Here is a 19,211-nt window from a genome sequence, read left to right on the forward strand (position 1 = left end):
CACTCAAAAATGGCCAAGTTCCCCGCCCCGCCCGGTGATGTTTCACCGGGCGGGACAGGGAACCTCGGTATTCAGGGTAGTGGTGCCGCGGTCCGCAGCACCACTACTCCATTGTGGTCCTTAGGCCTTGGCCTTGATGGAGTCGACAGCGGCCTTTGCCTTGTCCTGCAGCGCCTTGGAAAGCGGAGCGGACTTGGCAGAGCCGGCTGCAGCCTGCTGGCCGGCGTCGGAGACTACGTAGCTCTCGAAAGCCTTGACCAGGTCAGAAGTTTCCTTCTTGTCGTAGCTGGTGCAGACGACGTGGTAGGAAACCAGGACAACCGGGTAGACGCCGGCAGCGGTGGTGGTGCGGTCAAGCTTGATGGAGAGGTCGTTGGCAGCGCGGCCGGCGACGGGCTTGCCGAGTTCAACAGCCTTGGCGGCAGCGTCAGCGGAGATCTTGACGAAGTCCGAGCCAACCTTGATCTGCGCGGTGCCGAGCTTGCCGGAGACTGCGGAGTCGTCAGCGTAGGTTACGGCACCCGGGGTGTCCGTGACGGTCTTGACGACGCCGGAGGTACCCTTGGCGTTCTCGCCCTTCAGGGATGCGGGCCAGAGGCCAGCAGCCTTGTCGGTCCAGACGTCCGGAGCCGCTGCGGCGAGGTAGTCGGTGAAGTTCTGGGTGGTTCCGGAATCGTCAGAGCGGTTGACCGGGGTGACCTTGAGGTCCGGAAGGGTGACGCCAGCGTTCAGGGCGGCGATGGCGGGATCGTTCCAGTTGGCGATCTGGCCGCGGAAGATCTTGGCAACGGTGGTTGCGTCGAGCTTCAAGTCCTTGACGTTGGGAATGTTGAAAGCTACGGCGATCGGGGAGATGTACACCGGGACGTTGATGGCGCCATCGGTGCCGCACTTGGTCTTGGAGGTGGCGAGCTCGGCGTCAGTCAGGTAGGCGTCAGAACCTGCGAACTGAGCGGAGCCGTCAAGGATGGCCTTGCGGCCAGCTCCCGAGCCGTCCGGGGAGTACTGGACAGTGGCACCCGGGTTGGCGGAAGCGAAGTTGGTCTTCCAGGCGTCCATTGCGGCGCCCTGCGCCGAGGAGCCGATACCGGTCAACGTGCCGGTGACTTTGACGCCCGCGGCAGACTGGGTGGCTGCCGGCGCGTTGGTTGCGTTGTCCGAACCGCAAGCGGTCAGCGCAAGGGCGCCGACTGCGAGGACCGCGATTGCCGCGTTGCGGCCGAAGCGAGTTACCTTCACTGGATGTACCCCTTCCAGGGATTCTCTGATGCGTGCCGAGGGAGAAAGTCGGCATACGAAAGACTTGCGTACGATTTTGTACCTTGATCGACGGTATGAGGCGCAGGTAACGGGACCGGCCGTCCAAAGTGAACAGAAGGTTAACGGCTGTGGACTATTGGCTTACATGTGCAGCGTTGCCCTTGCGCTCAGTACGAGATGAGGGATTAAGTGACACCCCTCACTTTTCCGCAGCGCCCGGCCTGCGACGTCCCGATTCGGCCGTCTGAATAGACTTGAGGCATGGCCGCCCCCCAAGGACTTTCAGCAAGCAAGAAATTCCTGCGGGCGCGCCTCCGCACCGGGTTTGTCCGCAGCCGGAACTCGCTGGTTCCAGCAATGCAGATGACCGTGTGTGCGGTGGGTGCCTACGCGTTCGCTGAATACATCCTGGGGCACAAGGGACCGCTTTTCGCCGCCACCTCGTCCCTGATCGCCCTCGGCTTCTCGCGGGATCCACGGCTTCGCCGGGTCATGGAAGTCGGGCTCGGCTGCACCCTCGGGATAGTCATCGGTGATCTGCTGCTGCACTGGCTGGGCCCTGGGATCCCGCAGGCCGCCGTCGTACTTCTTTTCTCCATCCTCCTGGCCCGATTCCTGGACAGCGGCACCATCTTCACCACGCAGTTGGGCCTGCAGTCACTCCTGGTGGTACTGCTGCCAGCGCCGGAAGGCGGGCCGTTCACACGGAGCATCGACGCCGTGGTGGGCGGGGTCTTCGCGCTCCTGGTCACCATGCTGGTCCCCAAGGATCCTCGCCGGGAACCCCGCCAGGACGTCCGCAAGCTCCTGCACGAACTCTCCGAAGTTCTCCGCGAGTGTGCCGACGCATTGATCAACAGCGACTCGACCCAGGCCTGGCACGCACTTATCCGTGGGAGGAATTGCCAGCCCCTCGTGGACCGGATGCGCCAATCACTCAAGGCGTCCGGTGAGGTGGCCACCCTCGCGCCTGCGTACCGGAGGCACCGTGACGAGCTGACCATGCTGGAGGAATCGTTGGATTCCATCGATCTAGCCCTCCGCAACAGCCGGGTTTTCGCCCGGCGGCTGACCAGCGCCATTAACCATGCGGCCCTGACCGACGAGGCAACGGACAGCATCTCCGAGGTCCTCCAGGACACTTCTGCCGCTGTCGAGGAACTATCGCTTGGTCTCGCGGAAGTGCACGACGGCGCGCGCCGCGCCCACATGCGCGGTGCGCGGCAGGACCTGGCCGACATTGCCACCCGCCTCCATCCGAAAATGCTGCACGTCCAGAAACTCGAGGGCGAAACGGTGGTGATGCTCTTCCGCCCGCTCATGGTGGACCTGCTCGAAGCCGCAGGCATGGACCCCCTTGAGGCAAGGGACGTGCTGCCTCCGCTGCAGTGACGGGGCTTTGACTGTCCTACCCCTCCACTAGCCTTGTACGCATGGCTTCCAAGACCTCACGCACTTCCAAGACACCCGCGTACAAATGTGCCGAATGTGGGTGGACCACGGTCAAGTGGGTGGGCCGCTGCGGTGAGTGCCAGGCGTGGGGCACCGTGGAGGAAACGGGCGCCACTGTTGCGCGTACGACGGCGGCAACAACAGTTTTGGAGCCGGCGCGCCGCATTGCCGAGGTAGACGGCACCACGGCCGCCTTCCTGCCCACCGGCGTAGACGAATTGGACCGCGTCCTGGGCGGAGGCTTGGTTCCCGGCGCGGTGATCCTGCTTGCCGGCGAACCCGGCGTCGGGAAATCCACCCTTCTCCTGGACGTGGCGGCGAAGTTCGCCCGCACAGGCCAGGACGTCCTGTACGTCACGGGCGAGGAATCAGCGGCGCAGGTCAAACTCCGCGCGGAGCGGATCGACGCCGTCGCGCACAGCCTCTATCTCTCTGCGGAAACGGACCTGGGGCAGGCACTCGGTCAAGTGGAGAAGCTCGAGCCGAGGCTGTTGATTGTGGACTCGGTGCAGACCCTGAGCAGCGCCGATGTCGAAGGCAGCGCAGGCGGCGTTTCCCAGGTTCGCGAAGTGGCCGCGTCCATCATCGCCGCCGCCAAGCGCCGCAACATGACCACTCTCCTGGTGGGCCATGTGACGAAGGACGGCTCCATTGCAGGTCCGCGCCTTTTGGAGCACCTGGTGGACGTTGTGTGCCAGTTCGAAGGCGAGCGCCATTCCCGGCTCCGCTTGTTGCGCGCGGTGAAGAACCGCTATGGGGCCACGGACGACGTCGGCTGCTTCGACCTGAACGAAGGCGGCATCGAGGGCCTCGCGGATCCCAGTGGCCTCTTTGTCTCCCGAACACGCGAGCCCGTCTCCGGCACCTGCATCACCGTAACCATGGAAGGCCGCCGGCCACTGCTGGCCGAGGTGCAATCCCTTCTGGCCGAAAGCGCCAGCTCACAGCCGCGCCGGGCCACCAGCGGCCTGGACAGCTCCCGCGTCTCCATGCTTCTGGCCGTGCTTCAACAGCGGGCGGGCTGCATCCTGCACAAGGACGACTCCTACGTAGCCACCGTTGGAGGAGTGAAATTGAGCGAACCGGCCACAGACCTCGCAGTGGCGCTTGCCGTGGCTTCGGCGAAGGCCCGCAAGCCGCTGCCGCAGCGGCTGATTGCCTTCGGCGAGGTTGGCCTCGCCGGCGAGGTCCGTCCTGTTCCCGGGATCAACCAGCGCATCCACGAGGCGCAGCGGCTTGGCTTCACGCACGCCGTGGTGCCCGCGAGTCCCAATGGACCGGGTCCGGTTCCCGAGGGGTTCTCGGTCCGCGAGGTGGGGCATCTGGCGGAAGCCCTGGAGCTGCTGATTACGTAACAGCGGGGTCAGCCTCGGAGTGTCGGGCGCGTCGGGTCGCTACTGACCACGCTTCCACGGACATGCCCCCTGCATGAACCAGGCATTGGACATAACACCACTATGTCCAGTCCTCGGTTTGTACAGGGGGCATGTCCAGAGGATTACTTCGTCTCCGCAGGACTATTTTGCGGGGTTGTGCGTGCCGATCGGCACCAGGGTGAGCTTCGGGTGGTTCTTCTCGATCCGGCGCAGCGCCCAGACGTCGTTGAACAAGGCCAGGTATTCGCCGTCGGACCGCAACAGCACCTCGGCGCCGGGGACGTTGGCGAGCGCCGGCATGGCGTCCGCCGTCGAGATCCTCGCCATCGAGTACGGGAGGCGCTCCAAACGCATCGGAGCGTTGAAGTCGTGGGCCATGCGGTCTTCCACCACTTCGAACTGCATGGGGCCGACGGCGGCGAGGACAGGTGCCTGATCGCCGCGGACGTCCGAGCGGAGCACCTGGATGACGCCTTCGTGCTCAAGCTGCTCAATGCCGCGGCGGAACTGCTTGAAGCGGCTGGGATCCTGGGACCTGGCCACTTGGAAATGCTCGGGGGCAAAGAGCGGAATGGCGGGGAACTCCACGGGTTCGTCCAGGAACAGGCTGTCGCCCACTCGCAGTGAGGATGCGTTGACCAAGCCAACGACGTCGCCGGGATAGGCCTCGTCGATGACTTCGCGTTCACGCCCGAACACCTGCTGGGCGTACTTGGTGGCGAAGGACTTCCCTGTGCGGGTCTGCGTGACCACCATTCCGCGCTCAAACACGCCGGAGCAGACGCGGATGAAGGCGACGTGGTCGCGGTGGGCTTTGTTCATGCCGGCCTGGACTTTGAAAACAAAGCCAGCAAAGGGCGCGTCAACGGAACGGGGCTCGCCGTCGACGTCCGGGCGTGGCGCGGCCGGGGGCGCGAAGTCCACCAGCGCGTCCAGGATTTCCTTGACGCCGAAGTTCAAAGCAGCCGAACTGAAGAGAATGGGCGTTGCCGTTCCTGCGTGGAAGCTCTCAACGTCGAACTCAAGGTTTGAGTCGATCACCAGTCCGGCCTCGTCGACGGCGTCGCCCCAGTTGTCGCCCTGGGTTTCCGCCGCTTCTTCCGGGGTGAAGTACTCGGTGATGGCGATGTTGGCGCCGGCGTTGTTGCGCGTGAAACGGGCGAAGCGGTCGTTGCGCAAGTCCCAGACCCCGCGGAAGTCGCCGGAAATGCCCACCGCCCAAGTCAAGGGCATGGGCTGAAGCCCGGTGCGTTCCGTGATCTCGTCCATCAGGGCGAGGGCGTCCAGGCCCGGGCGGTCCCATTTGTTGATGACCGTGATGATGGGCAGGTTCCGCTGCTTGCAGACCTCGAACAGCTTCATGGTCTGCGTTTCCAGGCCCTTGGCGGCGTCCACCAGCATCACTGCGCAGTCGACGGCGGCCAAGACGCGGTAGGTGTCCTCGGAGAAGTCGGCGTGGCCCGGAGTGTCCAGCAGGTTGATCACGGTGTCCCGGTAGGAGAACTGCAAGGCTGCGGAGCTGATGGAAATGCCGCGATCCTTCTCCATCTGCATCCAGTCGGAAACAGTTTCCTTGCGGTTGGCCTTGCCGCTCGACGCACCCGCGGTACCGATGACTTTGGCATGCAGGGCGAGGGCTTCCGTGAGCGTGGACTTACCCGCGTCAGGATGCGAAATGACCGCAAAAGTCCGACGCCGGGAGGCCTCATGGTGAATTGCCTGGACTCGGGCGGGGCTCAGGACTTCTTGGGACACGGTGCTACTTTCGCTGCGATCTGGGCGTTGCCCGCGCTAAGGAATGACGGGCCAAACGTGGAACGGAGGCTGGATACGGGCCCTGCGCTGGCCGGGGGCCAACTCAGGGAGCGGCACGATGATGCGCCAGCCAAGATACCAAGTTTATCCCAGCCCGCGGATCTAGCCGAAGGCGGCTATGGAAGGCGGCGTTTAACAGGATCGAAACGAGGTGCACAAACCCCCGAAATCACCAGCCGATAGCTTGAATTGACGGCGGTCCGGCTCATTGGGGCTGCGAAGACCTACCCGCCAGGAAAACACTCGATCAGGCCGGCGATGGCACGAAAGGACAAGGCACCAATGAAACCGGGGAATGACTTGTTCTACGATCCCTTCGGACCCCCCTCCGGTCCGGGCCCAGCTGCGAGCTCAGGCGCGAGCACCACTACGGGCACCGCTACGAGAACCGCTCCGGCCAGGAGCCGGCAGGGACACAGCCCGGACAATGCCCCGAGCGGAACCCAGGTTCCTGGCAGGCAGGTACGCCCTGATGCCGGAAGGGGTCCGGCGCGGGAAGCGGCGCTACTGAGTGTGCGACGCGACCTCGAGCGACTCGCACGGCTTCGGGCGGCTCCCTGAGGTCCCCGGAACCGAGCACAAAGTGGCAGTCTGGCGGCCGCCGTCGGACGCGTTTCGAAGCACCCGCCACATGACCTTCTTTGGGGCACTTTAAGGCTTGCCTGTGCGGTTCTTGCCGGTCTATACCTCTATCATTGAGCTTGCGGGAAACCTTGCACTTTGATCCTGCCGGCTCACTGCTGAAAACCAGCATAATCGCGGGCGCGTCTGCTTGCACCTTTGAAGGGAACACCTATGGCTCGGAGCCCCGAAGAATCGCTCAAGGCGACTCTGGGCAGGGTGGCCCCCGGAACGCCGCTTCGCGACGGCCTGGAACGCATCCTCCGTGGGCGCACTGGTGCCCTGATTGTGTTGGGTACGGACCGAACCATCGAGTCAATCTGCTCCGGCGGCTTTGAAATCGGCATCGACTTCTCCCCGACGCGACTCCGTGAGCTTGCGAAGATGGACGGCGCCATCATTTGCGACAAGGACGCCGGGAACATCCTTCGCGCGGCAGTCCAGCTTGTGCCGGACTCCAGCATCGAGACGCAGGAATCAGGGACGCGTCACAGGACAGCCGAGCGCGTGGCCATCCAGACCGGGGTCCCGGTGATTTCGGTCAGCCAGTCCATGCAGATCATCGCCCTTTACGTCAACGGTCTCCGGCACGTGCTGGAGGGTTCCGAGAAGGTCCTCGCGCGCGCCAACCAGGCCCTGGCAACCCTAGAACGGTACAGCGCCCGATTGGACCAGGTCACCAGCGCCCTCTCGGCACTTGAGATCGAGGCCATGGTCACTGTCCGGGACGTAGCAGTCACCCTGCAGCGCCAGGAAATGGTCCGGCGCATCGCGGAGGAAATCGCGCAGTATGTCCTGGAGCTGGGCGAGGACGGCAGGCTGCTCTCCCTTCAGCTGGAGGAACTAACCATGGGCCGCGGCCCGGGCAGCGACGTCATCATCCGCGACTACGCCGGCGCCGATGCCTCACCGGAGGAAATAGATGCCGCCGTCCAGGCCCTGCTTGACCTTGGCCCCACTGAGCTGATTGACCTCGGCAAGATCGCGGGCATCATCGGATTCGCCGGGGGCATGGATGTGCTCGACGCCGGTGTGCAGCCCCGCGGGTACCGCCTCCTGTCCGGGCTGAAGTCGGTTCCGAAGGCCGTCGCCGACCGTCTGGTGGAACACTTCGGGGGACTCCAGAACCTCATGGCGGCCACCATCGACGACCTCATGACCGTGGACGGTATCGGCGACCAGCGCGCCAGGACCGTTCGCGAAGGGCTCAGCCGCATGGCCGAGGCCAGCCTGCTGGACCGGTTCCTCTAGTCCCCACCGCCCCACCGGCTCCCAACCTCAGCCGAGTTGGAAGATGGCCTTGGTGCTCGCTTTGTTTCCCAGGACGGCCTTGAACGTGTATGTGCCGTTGGCCGGTTTGGCCGAGACCGCCCCGCAGCCTTCTAACGTCCTATTGCGTTGCCAGGGGAAGTTGGCCGTCTCGCTCTTGCCCGGATCAATCTGCTTAACGAGGTCTTCGCCCTTCGCTTGGCAGTCCTTCGAAGAGAAGATCCGGTCTTCGCCGCTCATCACCAGGAACTCCATCTGGGACGTCCCAACGTTGACCTGGCATGGAGCGGTTCCGCCGTTGGTGATCTTCATGCTCAGCACCGGGTTCTGCCCTGCCGCATAGGCGGGTTGGTCCGTGGATGCGGTAACTGTCACCAGGTTGAGGTCGCAGACCGGGGTCGGAGAGGGGGTCGTCGTGGCCGCAATGGGATCCGCCGAAGGAATCTGGACAACGGGGGACGCGCCGCTCGGATCGTTCTTGGACGCTCCGGAATCAGCCTTGCCTGAAAGCGACGAACTCATGGCCACGGCCGCAGCCACAAGCATCGCCAAGACCACCAGCAGGGCACCAAAAGCCACGAGCCTCCGACGGCGGTAAACGGCGGGACTCGGCCGGCGCCTTTGTGGCCGCGCTGCACTCCTGGAACGGTTTGCGCCTGCGGTCCGGGCAGCGCTTTTCGCCGGCGGCGACGTGCGCGCCCGTGGCGGTTGCTTGCCCTTGTTGACCATTCTTCTAGGCTAGGCAACACCGGGCCGGGATGGCGTCTCACCACGCCGCCGGGGCCTGATCGAAGCCAGTATGACGTCGGTCATCCTCGGCTGGCTCCACTACAGTGGATGGCAGGAATCGGCCGCCATCAGGGCCTGCCACGAACGCCGACGAGGATCCACATGCTATTGCCAGGCGCCGCTGAACTTGCCGGCACCCACCACCTCTCGGACTTACACCTGTCCATGGACCGTTGGTTCTCCGATATGGCCCGGGTGTTGCCGTGGCGGTCACCGGACTGCAGCCCTTGGGGAATCCTGGTCAGCGAGGTGATGCTGCAGCAGACTCCGGTAGTTCGGGTCTTGCCGGTGTGGGAAGACTGGATGGAACGCTGGCCTGAACCTGCGGATCTCGCGAGCGAGCCCTCGGGCGAGGCCGTGCGACATTGGGGCCGGCTCGGCTATCCCCGCCGCGCGCTCAGGCTCCATGCGGCCGCCGTCGCGATTGTGGAGAAGCATGGCGGCAAGGTCCCGGACACGCATGGCGCGCTGCTGAGCCTTCCCGGCGTCGGCGACTACACAGCAGCGGCTGTGGCCGCTTTCGCGTTCGGGCGGCGCGAAACCGTGGTGGATACGAACATCCGGCGCGTGCATGCCCGCCTCGTTTCGGGATTGGCACTGCCAGCGCCGTCCCTCACGGCGTCCGAGATGCGGCTCGCCCAATCCCTCATGCCCGACGACGCCCGGCTCTCCGTCCGGTGGAACGCCTCCGTCATGGAACTCGGAGCGCTGGTATGCACGGCCCGCTCCCCCAAGTGCACCGACTGCCCTGTCCGCGAGTCCTGCGCGTGGCTTGCCGCGGGCGAACCTGCTCCGACGTACACGCCCAAAGGCCAGGCCTGGCACGGCACAGATCGGCAGCTCCGGGGTGCTGTCATGGCCGTCTTGCGTGTGGCCGCTTCGCCCGTGGCACGGGACTTGTTCGAGCGCCCCGCAGCCGACCTTGGCTTCGCCGCAGACGGCATAGCGGTGCCCTTGGCCGCCTTGCACCGCTTGAATTCGGCCCCGGAGCAGCTGGAACGGGCGCTTGAAGGACTTCTGAGCGACGGACTGGCCGAAATGCACGACGGCGGACTGCGGCTCCCGGCCTAAGCTTCCGTAGACGCTGCTTCCTTTACACGCGGGCCGGCTTGCGGGCTAGAAGGTAGGCCTGCGGGGTTTTTTCGTGCTTGTCGTCTGGTTCGCGAAGCAGTTGTGCTTCCACAACAAGGCCTGCCTGACGCAGGAGTCCCGCGGTGCGGTCCGGCGGCAAGCGGTAGGCATCGAGGTCGATCTCGTGACCGTAAGCGAAATCCAGGTGCCGGGGTTCGTCTCCCGCCTGAAACGCAAGCAGGAGCAGGCCGCCGTCCCGGAGGGCCCGATTGATTTGGGCGAACACTCCGGGCAACCGTGCCGGCGGAGTATGGATAATCGAATACCAGGCGACAATGCCACCCAGCGCGCCGTCCGCCAGGTCCAGGGCCTCCATGGAGCCTTCATCAAACTGCAGGCCGGGGTGGTCCCGGCGGGCTATCGCCACCATCTCCGGCGACAGGTCGATGCCGAAAGCCGTGAGGCCAAGCGAGTCCAAGTGCGCGGTAATCCGTCCGGGACCGCAACCAAGGTCCGCAACTGCCCCTCCGCCAGCCGCCTTTACGAGTTCCGCAAAGGTGCCGAGCATGGCCCGGTCAAACGGCTTCGAGGCTAGTTCGTTGCGCAGGAGTTCGGCGTAGTCCGCAGCTACCGTGTTGTACGCGGCGCGGGTGGAATGTACGTCCGCGGGTTCGGTCATGCCCAGTTCAGTCATGCCCAGTTCAGTCATGCCCAGTTCAGTCATGCCCAGAACCCTACTGCTTCTTCGCGCGCTGACCGAGGAAGACCTACCGGCCCTATTCACGGCTATCGGAAGACCCGAGATTTTCGCTGGCGGCCGGGGTGGGGATATGGGGTGTATCGAGAGGACTTCGAGCAGTGGTCGGAATTCCTGAGCAATGTTGCGTTGGCAGCAAAGCAACATGTACGCCGTGTGCCTTTGATCAGAGGGCGACAGGGCTATTGGCACCACCACCCCCGGCGACTTCGACTTGGGAAATGAGTCTGCGCGAGGGCCCAGCGGAAGGTTGGATTTACGGCGCCTACAATCCGGGGGCATCGGGCCCTCGCGACGTGTCCTTTCGGGGATTACTCGCGTGCCATGTTGGAGGCGCAGCGGTACTTCAAGTAGTTGCGCTGGAACCTGGCCTGCCCGCTACGCGGCGACGCGCTCCCACCGGCAGTCATTGTGCCTAACGTGCGTCGCTCGGCCGGCGCGCCCGAATGGCCGACGCCCGAAGGATTGCCCGAACACGCCTAAGCCCTGATCTTGTCAGTTGCTCGCGGTACATGGGGCTATGCATTTCTCAGGGCGGCATCCATGAGAAGAAAGAACAATCCTGAGGCAAAGGCAACCGTGATGGCGACGACGAGCAGATTCCCGAACCAGTCCTTCAACCCACGACTTTCGAAGCGTTTCGCGCGCCGTTCCAGACGCTGACTGCCTGGGCCGTGGATGAACCCGACATACGCGCACCAGTCAAAGAGGGAGGACCAGCTCCGGAGGAGAAGGACCCCTGACATGACGACAGCGCCGAGCAGCACAACGACGAAGAAGAAACTGTAAGGGGGGTCGGCTTTGAAGAGTTCCATTGCCCGGCCGACGAGGTCAGGCAGTTCTCTCAAGATTCCCGGAGGTGCGGGGTGTGCCGCCGATGCCGCTTCGACTTTCTGACTGATGGATTCAATGCTGTTGCCACGCCAGCTCTGCGCGGATACACCGATCCAGGAGTAAATCGCGGCTGCCACGGCAATCACAACCTCAACGACGGTTCCCACGGCTTGCCAGCTCCAGAGACCAGAGGCCGACGTTCTGCGCACGGCGATGAACAAAGTGACCAAAAGCCCGCAGGCCATGCCGGCGGTGAACCACATGTTTGATGTCCCTTCTCCGGGCGCTTCCACCGTGTTTTTCGTGTGAGGAGACCGATCAGCGCTGAGAACACCCATCCGATGGCCGCAGCCGTGACGCTCGAGAGCGTACCGCTCCAAAAACTATCCATTGAACGTCCTCATATCTGCTAGGTATCGATCTTCTATTTCAACTGGCGGATGGTTTTGATGTTGAGCGCGATTGTCGCGGTGAGGATCATGATGATTCCTCCAGCGAGGAAGGTTCCTCGGAGGAACCCGGCATCGGCGAGGGCTCCGAGCAGCACGGTTCCGACGGGCTGGAGCAGCAGCCCCCCGGTCATGAGGAGGGACATGACCCGTGATTGCATGTCTTTGGGTGCTGCCCGTTGAACGACGGAGATGTAGTACGTCATCGCTGCGGCGTTCAGGATTCCGCCGATGGCCAGGGAGGCGACCGCGCCTGCAAAAGGGACGAACGGCAGGATGGTCAGGAAAGGGGCCTGGATGATGTTTAGCCACAGAACTGCCCTGACACTGCGCAGGGATTCGCTTTTCAGGTAGGCGCTTGCTACCGATCCGATGACGGCGCCGGCTCCGTACCCGGAGAGCAGGATCCCCATGGACAGGCTTCCGCCGGACTGCTGCGCCAGAAGGGGCAGTCCCACGTAAAGCTGCCCGGCAGTGACAAGGTCGGTGACCGAATCAACGCAGAGCAGCGCAAGCAACCATGGGGTGGCGAGTGCATATCTCAGTCCGGCCATGGTGGATGCGAGAAGACCGGCGCACTTCTGAGGGTCGGGTAGTTGGCCTTTTGTGGTTTTGCGGGCTGCAGCGAGGACGGATGCAGAAGTGAGCGCACCGAGAAGGAAGCTGGCGCTGTTGACGGCGATCGCCGCTGCAGCGCCGAGCAGGGCGACGGCGATACCGCCCAACAGAGCCCCGAAGAGTTGCGATGAACTTGTCACCGCGCCAAATACGCTGTTTCCCTTTTCGAAGTCCCTTTCCGATAGGAGTTCCGGGGTGAGCGACCGCAGCGCGGGGCTGAAGACCCCGGAAATGATGCTGCTGCAGAAACTGATGCAGACAATCGCCGGATAGCTGTACCCGGCTTGCAGAAGGACAAGAAGGGCTATGGCACCTGAGAGGAAAAATCTTGCGAGGTCACATCCGAAGATGGTTTTCAACGCTCCGTACCGGTCTGCGGTTGCCCCGCCGAAGACGGTGCCCGCGAGGGTTCCTAACAGTCCGGAGGAGGTGATGACAGAAACGCCGATGGCACCGTGCCCGCTGTTCAGCGCCCACATGGCAAGTGCGATCATCTGGAACGGGCCGGCGAACTTCGAGACTGCCTGCCCGCCCCAGGTGAAGTAGAACTGTTTCCACAGGGAGACCTCGACTCCCGCGTGTTCGGCAACCTCGGCGGTCGACATGGGTTTATGCCGCTGCTTGCTGGCGGCGCTTGTCCAACACGGTCTCTATGTGCTCGAACAGGCTATAGAGCGTTTCGCAGTGCACGGTCTTGCGTGAGAACCCGTCCTTTTCCGAGTAGCGGGTACTGATGCGCCCTCCGCCGCAGATGTCCAGAAACTTACAGCCGGAACATTCCTCCGGAACGAGCAGTTGCTGGTCCCGGCAGAGTTGGAAGAACTCATGATTGTAAAGATCATCGAAGGAATCGCGGTAGATGCTGAGCCCGAGCTCAGTCATTCCGTCGGCGCACGCCCGGAAGTTGTCTGTCGGCTGCATGGAACCATCCGTTTCGAGGACCGCAACGTTGACCGGCGCGAAGCCGAACTGGTCGCTGTAGCTCGGAAGTCCGGCGACGGCCCGGATGGCGTCCTGGAAGAACCGGATACTTACTTCGGCGTTGTCCTCCTGGATCCACGCATCGAAGATATCGATCACCAGGTCCTTGTGCGCGTAGCCGTCCAACGGAGCATCCAGCGGCTGGACGTAGTTGGCCTCCGGAAGGACAAGATTGATGGTCTTCACCCCCAGGCCACGAAGGTGCTCGTAGATCAGCTTGCCACTTTCGAAGGGGTTCAAGACGCTGATGGTCCCGACCTTGAGGCCTTTGTCGCCGAATTTTTGTGCAGACTTCAGTCCCCGGATTACCCTGTCGTAGGAGCCTCTTCCGGCAAGGTCGACTCTGGCTGAATCGTGGGCTTCACGGGTGCCGTCCAGGCTGATGCCGACGCTGACCGAGTATCTGGCCAGCAGCTCGGCCCACTCATCGTTAAGCGTGACGGCGTTGGTGGTGATCTTTCGGTGCGTGGTGATGCCGGCGGCGTCGATCTTGTCGAACTGCTCCATCATCCACAAAAAGTCCTTCTTGGGCTGAAGAAGTGGCTCGCCGCCGTGGAGGGTCAGATGGATGTCGGAGATTCCGTTGGCGAGGCAGTGTTCGATGATCTTGGGAACTGCGTGTTCGATGGTCTTGCGCGGCATGAAGCGGGGCCGGTTCTCAAACGACGTATCCTGCCCGTGGTAGAAGTAGCAATACGAGCAGTTCAAATTGCACCACTCCACTGTCTTGATGATGAACGTGTCGATTCCGCTGCCTGCACCCATGGATTTCACCTTGCTAGTCCTAGTCCGGCCTCGGCGGAAGACTCTTCGACTCCCCCGCCGAGGCCGGACTAGGACTACTGCCGTGGAGGATTACTCGCTTGAGAACGCCCAGGCGGTGATCTTGTCGTTGGACTCGCCGAGTGCCTTGGTGATGATTTCCATGTGATGCTCCGTTTCTTCATTGATTTTGATGACTCGCCGAGACCAGCCGCTTTGGTACCGGCATCTGACCCCGACCCAGGACAGCGCCCCGGGTCCGGGTCAACCTTCATCGCGTTCCGGCCACGAGTGGCCGCCCCCAAATCCAGCTCTGACGACGCCTGCAAACAAATATTTGCATAGATTCCTTTGCAGACCAAGCTTTGCAAAGGAATCTATGCAATGGTAAGTTGTGTCTCATGGACGTCTCCGGCATGGATCAAGAAAGCTTTGTCGCTGGCCAGCGACAGAGCCGGATCATGGGTTCGGCTTCCCTGAAAGCCCTCGCGCACCCGCTAAGGATCGAGATTCTGGAGGTGCTCACGGTCCAGGGATCCCAAAATTCCTCCAGCCTGGCCACACTCCTGGGCGAGTCCAGCGGAGTGACGAGCTATCACCTCCGTCAACTTGCCAAGCATGGATTCGTGCACGAAATCGAGGGCAAAGGCTCCTCCCGGGAACGCTGGTGGGAGCGTTCCCGGGGCTCGGTGGGGTTGGATACAGGCGAGAGCTCCGAGACGCCGGCCGACGACGAGACCGTCCGGATGGTCGCCAAAGAGTTCGCCCAACGGCGCACGGAAGCGCTGATGGACTTCCTCGACAATGCCTGGCAGGTCACCGACGGCGAATGGAAGGACGCCGGGGTCATCACGACCTTCAACCTGCGGATGACACCGGGGCAACTGGAAAAGCTCGCAACACGTGTCCGGGACCAGATCGCAGGTCTAGCCGCGGAACTGGACGAGGAAGGCGAGCAGGAAGGCTCCCGCCCGGTCCAAATACACTTCAACGCCTTCCCGCTGCTCCCCTACCAACAGCACCGAAATCAAGCCTGAGTCAGTACCCGACGATGCCAGCCACGGGCGCTCCGGTTTTTTGGGCGTCTGCAACGCCTTGTAGCGGCCTTGCGCCGTGAGGTCGCAGAGCTGCAACGGTCCATGGATGTCTGTAACGATGTACCTGCCAGTTGCCGGAACGGCGGTCCGGGCAGCCGCCGCGGGAATACGCTCAAATTATGCGAAGGTTGTGGGCCATAATCGCATTGATCATGACGGCGCTCGGTTCGGGATGCCAGCCTCAGGTGACCGTGTGCCCGGCGATTGCCATGGCCCCGGTGGTGTCCCTGACTATTGAGGCAGAGTACGCTCCAACCGTCAAAACCGTGCACTTGAAGGCGTGCCAGGACGGGAAATGCCGTGAGGCCGATTTGGAGCTGCGCCCGGGCAGCGTGTCAGTTCCTCAATCCTGCAGTCCCGAACCCGAGGGGGCGTGCTCAGCCGTTTCGTCGCCGGATGGCACACGCTACGGTTTCCTGAACATGGGGACACTGACGGCGTCGCCCATCAATGCCGAGGTAACGGGTTCCAACGCCAACGGCGGATCCTTGCCGCTCAGGACATTGGACTTCACCCCCAAGAGCGCCAAACCCTGGGGCGAACAGTGTCCCACTGTCATCGCGGCAAGCCTCTTGCTGGACGCCAACGGTCTACGCCAGGCATGAGCTCCAGGACCTTCCAAACCGGAAGGAGCCACTTGCGCTTCCTTTTCCCGGACCGCCCTCAGATCTCCCCGAAGCCCTGTTCCACGAGTCGCCGGACGTAATTCACGGCTTTCGACGCATCTTTGCCCCAGGCCTCGATCCTGAGCTTGCCGCCCTGGCCGACGGCAAGGCTCATGAGTTCCATGATTGATGTGCCATCGACGCCGTTCACCGTTGCCTCGACGTCCAGGCCCGCCAGTCCACCCGCAATTTTCGCAGCAGGCCTGGCGTGCATTCCCATGGGGTTGATGAGCTCGAATTCGTCACTTTCCGCCGGCTCACCCCTGCCCTGGGATTGAGCCGACCCCGCGGCGTCAAAGGTGGGCTCCGGACCGAATCGAATCGATTCTGCAGCGGCCTTCACGCTGGCAGCCGCAGCCCCACCTTGGGTGGCCACGGCAGCGGCAACGAGGCCTTCCACCAAGGGGGCGTCGGCAAGGAGAACCCTGTCCGGCTCACTGCAGAACTCCACCGCTGACTCCGCTGTCATGACTGCGGAGCCAAGGTCCGTCAGTACAACCACCCCGTCCCCGGAAGCCTCCGCAAGTCCGGCCTCGAATGCGGCGATTGTTCTCTCTAAGTCCGTGCCAATCCGGCCATCATCCGTTCCACCCACCGCGTAGAACCTCACATCTGGGGCCATCTGTGCGGCTAATTCCACCGCGCCTTCCGCGATCTTCCGGCTGTGCGAGACCACCACCAGGGCCACCGTCATTCAGCGGCCACCTCGGGGAACCCCGCGGCTGTGGCAGCTGCCCGCAGCAAGAGCGCCGAAGACGCGGCCCCGGGGTCACGGTGGCCCGCGCTGCGTTCACCGAGGTAGCTTGCCCTGCCCTTGCGCGCCACCAGGGGATCTGTTGTCACGGCGCCCACCTCGGCGGCCTCGGCTGCAGCCGCCAGCACGGCCACGGCATCCCCGCCGGCTACCAGGACCTCATCCGCTGCTTCGACGGCCGGGGACCACGCATCCACCATGGTTTTATCGCCCAGCTCCGCCTTGCCGCGGGCGACAATTCCGTCACGTGCCGCGGTCAATGCTCCAGCGAGCGCCGCAGCGTCAATCTCCGAGCTCTCTCCGAGTGCCGTGGCTGCCCGAAGATACGCGGTTCCGTACAACGGGCCGGCTGCCCCGCCCACCTTGGACATCAGGGCCATCGCGGCCAGCTTCAGTGCTGCCCCAGGTGTTTCCGGCGGAGTTTGGGCAAGCTTCTCCATGACGGCCTGGAATCCGCGGTCCATGTTTTCGCCGTGGTCAGAGTCGCCAATCGCACGGTCCAACGCAATCAGCTCCTCACGATGCTCGGACATGAGCCGCGCGGAGAGCGTCAGCCATTGAACCGCCCAGTCGACCCCCAGACGCACAGTCACATCCCCCAACGCAGGGCCGGAGTGTGGACGGGCGCATCCCACAGGGCAGTCAGTTCGTCGTCGAGCCGCAGCACCGATATGGAGCAGCCCTGCATCTCAAGCGACGTGACGTAGTTGCCCACCAGCGAGCGCTCCACTTTGGCTCCTCTTTCCGCGAGGATCTGGGCCGCCCGCCGGTAAACAATGTACAGCTCGCTGAGGGGCGTACCACCCATGCCGTTGACGAAGAGCAGCACTTCTTCACCGGCTCTGATCGCCAGGTCGTCCAGGACTGGATCCAACAAGCGGCCAGTGATGGCGTCGGCGCTCTCCATGGCGATCCGGTGTCTGCCAGGCTCACCGTGAATCCCGATTCCGATTTCAATTTCGTCATCAGCAAGCTCAAAGCTAGGCACCCCGGCATGCGGAACGGTGCAGCCGGACAAGGCCACGCCCATAGTGCGCACGTTGCGGACAACCCCTTCTGCCACTCCCGCGACGGCGTCCAGCGAATCCCCCCGTTCGGCGGCCGCTCCGGCAATCTTTTCCACCAGCACGGTGCCTCCCACGCCGCGCCGGCCTGCGGTGTATAGCGAATCTTCCACCGCGACGTCGTCGTTGACGAGAACCGTGCGGACGCTGATTCCTTCGGCCTGGGCCATCTCCGCCGCTGTCTCGAAATTCAGGACGTCACCGGTGTAGTTCTTCACGATGTGCAAGACGCCGGCCCCCGAGTCGACTGCCGCAGTGGCCGGAATGATCTGGTCAGGCGTCGGCGAGGTGAAGACGGCACCCGGCACGGCGGCGTCGAGCATTCCGTGCCCAACAAAACCGGCATGAAGTGGCTCATGGCCGCTCCCTCCTCCCGACACCAGCGCCACTTTGCCGGCCACGGGCGCGCCTTTTCGGACGACGAAGATGGGATCCGTATGGACGTCCACGAGCTCGGCATGGGCCATGCCAAATCCCTCGACGGACTCATCCACCACGGAACGGGGATCGTTGATGAGCTTTTTCATGACGTGCTCCTGGGGCGTGGCTGGTAGGTGATCTGACCCTACTACCAGCGCCCCGGGCACGGTAGGGGAATGGTTCCGTATCCGGAAGCTGCGAACCCGGAAACGCAGAAGGGACAGCCCCCAATGGCCGTCCCTTCTGAAACGTTCCGGTTTGCACCTTGTTAGTGCGGCGGCGTTAGCGCGCCCGCGTTAGTGCGGCGGCCCGCCAACCATCAATCGGCCGGCACTGGGGTCCTGGGCTGTTACGCCCTTGGCCAACGAGTCCGGCCAGAGACCGGTGCACGCTTCCCGCATGCAACCCCCGGTCCCCCGCTTGCGCGACTCCGATGTGGAGCCATGGCGCGGCATGTCTATCTGGAAACCTGAAAAGTCCGGAAACATAACGTGGTACTTCATTTCTCGCCTCCACAGTGTGGTTGGCCCGCCGCAACCGAGCCTCGAACAGTTTATACATCAAGTTGATATACGTAAAGACTTGATGCCTGGGACATTACGGAACCCGCGAGAAATACCGGGGGCTAGAGGAACTTGATCATGCGGGTGTTGCCCAGGGTGTTGGGCTTCACCCGTGCCAGATCGAGGAACTCGGCCACGCCTTCGTCATGGGAGCGGAGCAATTCCGAATAGACCTGGGGGTCAACTGCTGATTGGTCCGCCATGACTTCGAATCCGTGGCGCTTGAAGAAGTCCACTTCAAACGTCAGGCAGAAAACCCGGGCAACGCCCAAGGCGCGCGCGTCCTCCAGCAGCTGCTGGACAAGGACGTGGCCCACGCCCTTGCCGCGCCAATTGTCGTCCGCCGCCAAGGTGCGCACCTCGGCCAGGTCCTCCCACATCACGTGCAAAGCCCCGCAACCGATCACCTCGCCGTCGGACGATTCGGCAATCCGGAACTCCTGAAGGCTTTCGTAGTAGGCCACGGTCTCCTTGGCCATCAGGATTCGCTGCTCTGCCAGCGGGGCTACAAGCCTTTTGATCGCGGCAACATCACCGGTACGGGCAGGGCGGATACTGAACGTCGAAGTCACAGCCCAATCTTACGAGGCGAGG

Annotated in this window: 17 protein-coding genes; 6 read left to right on the forward strand and 11 right to left on the reverse strand. The window is 63.3% G+C overall.

Features of this window, described 5'->3' with window-relative positions; genetic code table 11:
- Window positions 1-120: 120 nt before the first annotated feature.
- Entirely contained in the window at window positions 121-1,239 is a 1,119-nt protein-coding gene (gene pstS / locus AC3ANQ_RS22705) for a phosphate ABC transporter substrate-binding protein PstS (protein ID WP_488303129.1), read from the reverse strand.
- Between the two features lie 282 nt (window positions 1,240-1,521).
- On the opposite strand from pstS, the gene AC3ANQ_RS22710 reads away from it, so the two are divergent.
- Together AC3ANQ_RS22710 and radA are read left to right on the forward strand one after the other, a co-directional pair.
- Entirely contained in the window at window positions 1,522-2,652 is a 1,131-nt protein-coding gene (locus AC3ANQ_RS22710) for an FUSC family protein (RefSeq protein WP_488303130.1), read from the forward strand.
- Window positions 2,653-2,693: 41 nt separating this feature from the next.
- Window positions 2,694-4,067: a DNA repair protein RadA gene (gene radA / locus AC3ANQ_RS22715; RefSeq protein ID WP_265980657.1), complete on the forward strand. Its 1,374-nt coding sequence runs from the start codon at window positions 2,694-2,696 to the stop codon at window positions 4,065-4,067.
- A gap of 162 nt (window positions 4,068-4,229) precedes the next feature.
- Here radA and AC3ANQ_RS22720 read toward each other — a convergent pair whose 3' ends face one another.
- Entirely contained in the window at window positions 4,230-5,843 is a 1,614-nt protein-coding gene (locus AC3ANQ_RS22720; RefSeq protein ID WP_488303131.1) for a peptide chain release factor 3, read from the reverse strand.
- An 855-nt stretch (window positions 5,844-6,698) separates the two neighbouring features.
- On the opposite strand from AC3ANQ_RS22720, the gene disA reads away from it, so the two are divergent.
- Entirely contained in the window at window positions 6,699-7,775 is a 1,077-nt protein-coding gene (gene disA, locus AC3ANQ_RS22725) for a DNA integrity scanning diadenylate cyclase DisA (protein ID WP_184740662.1), read from the forward strand.
- A gap of 27 nt (window positions 7,776-7,802) precedes the next feature.
- Here the strand turns inward: disA and AC3ANQ_RS22730 are convergent, their stop codons facing one another.
- Window positions 7,803-8,372 carry a hypothetical protein gene (locus AC3ANQ_RS22730; RefSeq protein WP_488303132.1) on the reverse strand — a complete coding sequence of 190 codons (570 nt, stop codon included), beginning with the start codon at window positions 8,370-8,372 and terminating at the stop codon, window positions 7,803-7,805.
- Window positions 8,373-8,684: 312 nt separating this feature from the next.
- Between AC3ANQ_RS22730 and AC3ANQ_RS22735 the strand changes: the two genes are divergently transcribed.
- Window positions 8,685-9,653 carry an HhH-GPD family protein gene (locus AC3ANQ_RS22735; RefSeq protein WP_488303133.1) on the forward strand — a complete coding sequence of 323 codons (969 nt, stop codon included), beginning with the start codon at window positions 8,685-8,687 and terminating at the stop codon, window positions 9,651-9,653.
- Between the two features lie 22 nt (window positions 9,654-9,675).
- Here the strand turns inward: AC3ANQ_RS22735 and AC3ANQ_RS22740 are convergent, their stop codons facing one another.
- The 4 genes from AC3ANQ_RS22740 to AC3ANQ_RS22755 form a co-directional block, all read right to left on the reverse strand.
- Window positions 9,676-10,377 carry a class I SAM-dependent DNA methyltransferase gene (locus AC3ANQ_RS22740; RefSeq protein WP_488303134.1) on the reverse strand — a complete coding sequence of 234 codons (702 nt, stop codon included), beginning with the start codon at window positions 10,375-10,377 and terminating at the stop codon, window positions 9,676-9,678.
- Between the two features lie 551 nt (window positions 10,378-10,928).
- Window positions 10,929-11,507, reverse strand: coding sequence for a hypothetical protein (locus AC3ANQ_RS22745; protein ID WP_488303135.1), 579 nt, complete (start codon window positions 11,505-11,507; stop codon window positions 10,929-10,931).
- 161 nt (window positions 11,508-11,668) lie between these two features.
- Window positions 11,669-12,916, reverse strand: a complete 1,248-nt coding sequence (locus AC3ANQ_RS22750; protein ID WP_488303136.1) for an MFS transporter — start codon at window positions 12,914-12,916, stop codon at window positions 11,669-11,671.
- 4 nt (window positions 12,917-12,920) lie between these two features.
- On the reverse strand, window positions 12,921-14,057 hold the full coding sequence (locus AC3ANQ_RS22755; RefSeq protein ID WP_488303137.1) for a radical SAM protein: 1,137 nt from the start codon (window positions 14,055-14,057) through the stop codon (window positions 12,921-12,923).
- A 413-nt stretch (window positions 14,058-14,470) separates the two neighbouring features.
- Between AC3ANQ_RS22755 and AC3ANQ_RS22760 the strand changes: the two genes are divergently transcribed.
- Window positions 14,471-15,091 carry a helix-turn-helix domain-containing protein gene (locus tag AC3ANQ_RS22760; RefSeq protein ID WP_488303138.1) on the forward strand — a complete coding sequence of 207 codons (621 nt, stop codon included), beginning with the start codon at window positions 14,471-14,473 and terminating at the stop codon, window positions 15,089-15,091.
- A gap of 179 nt (window positions 15,092-15,270) precedes the next feature.
- A complete protein-coding gene (locus AC3ANQ_RS22765; protein WP_488303139.1) occupies window positions 15,271-15,756 on the forward strand; it encodes a hypothetical protein in 486 nt (161 codons plus the stop codon).
- A 58-nt stretch (window positions 15,757-15,814) separates the two neighbouring features.
- On the opposite strand, the gene dhaM is transcribed toward AC3ANQ_RS22765, so the two are convergent.
- The 4 genes from dhaM to AC3ANQ_RS22785 all read right to left on the reverse strand — a co-directional run bounded on the left by dhaM (window position 15,815) and on the right by AC3ANQ_RS22785 (window position 19,189).
- Entirely contained in the window at window positions 15,815-16,510 is a 696-nt protein-coding gene (dhaM, locus tag AC3ANQ_RS22770) for a dihydroxyacetone kinase phosphoryl donor subunit DhaM (protein WP_488303140.1), read from the reverse strand.
- Window positions 16,507-17,157 carry a dihydroxyacetone kinase subunit DhaL gene (gene dhaL / locus AC3ANQ_RS22775; protein WP_488303141.1) on the reverse strand — a complete coding sequence of 217 codons (651 nt, stop codon included), beginning with the start codon at window positions 17,155-17,157 and terminating at the stop codon, window positions 16,507-16,509. Before dhaL ends, dhaM begins: the two co-directional genes overlap by 4 nt.
- 2 nt (window positions 17,158-17,159) lie before the next feature.
- The gene (dhaK, locus tag AC3ANQ_RS22780) at window positions 17,160-18,161 is read right to left on the reverse strand and encodes a dihydroxyacetone kinase subunit DhaK (RefSeq protein ID WP_268024133.1); all 1,002 of its coding nucleotides are present in this window, start codon (window positions 18,159-18,161) and stop codon (window positions 17,160-17,162) included.
- 518 nt (window positions 18,162-18,679) lie between these two features.
- Window positions 18,680-19,189, reverse strand: a complete 510-nt coding sequence (locus AC3ANQ_RS22785; protein ID WP_488303142.1) for an amino-acid N-acetyltransferase — start codon at window positions 19,187-19,189, stop codon at window positions 18,680-18,682.
- Window positions 19,190-19,211 lie beyond the last annotated feature (22 nt).

The sequence above is a fragment of the Arthrobacter sp. DMZ02-1R genome (assembly GCF_057747935.1).

Coding starts and splice junctions, on each gene's coding strand:
- AC3ANQ_RS22745 (WP_488303135.1), bottom strand. CDS start 11,507: ATGTGGTTCACCGCCGGCATGGCCTGCGGGCTTTTGGTCACTTTGTTC.
- radA (WP_265980657.1), top strand. CDS start 2,694: ATGGCTTCCAAGACCTCACGCACTTCCAAGACACCCGCGTACAAATGT.
- AC3ANQ_RS22735 (WP_488303133.1), top strand. CDS start 8,685: ATGCTATTGCCAGGCGCCGCTGAACTTGCCGGCACCCACCACCTCTCG.
- AC3ANQ_RS22750 (WP_488303136.1), bottom strand. CDS start 12,916: ATGTCGACCGCCGAGGTTGCCGAACACGCGGGAGTCGAGGTCTCCCTG.
- dhaK (WP_268024133.1), bottom strand. CDS start 18,161: ATGAAAAAGCTCATCAACGATCCCCGTTCCGTGGTGGATGAGTCCGTC.
- AC3ANQ_RS22710 (WP_488303130.1), top strand. CDS start 1,522: ATGGCCGCCCCCCAAGGACTTTCAGCAAGCAAGAAATTCCTGCGGGCG.
- AC3ANQ_RS22755 (WP_488303137.1), bottom strand. CDS start 14,057: ATGGGTGCAGGCAGCGGAATCGACACGTTCATCATCAAGACAGTGGAG.
- disA (WP_184740662.1), top strand. CDS start 6,699: ATGGCTCGGAGCCCCGAAGAATCGCTCAAGGCGACTCTGGGCAGGGTG.
- dhaM (WP_488303140.1), bottom strand. CDS start 16,510: ATGACGGTGGCCCTGGTGGTGGTCTCGCACAGCCGGAAGATCGCGGAA.
- AC3ANQ_RS22740 (WP_488303134.1), bottom strand. CDS start 10,377: ATGACTGAACTGGGCATGACTGAACTGGGCATGACTGAACTGGGCATG.
- AC3ANQ_RS22760 (WP_488303138.1), top strand. CDS start 14,471: ATGGATCAAGAAAGCTTTGTCGCTGGCCAGCGACAGAGCCGGATCATG.
- AC3ANQ_RS22765 (WP_488303139.1), top strand. CDS start 15,271: ATGCGAAGGTTGTGGGCCATAATCGCATTGATCATGACGGCGCTCGGT.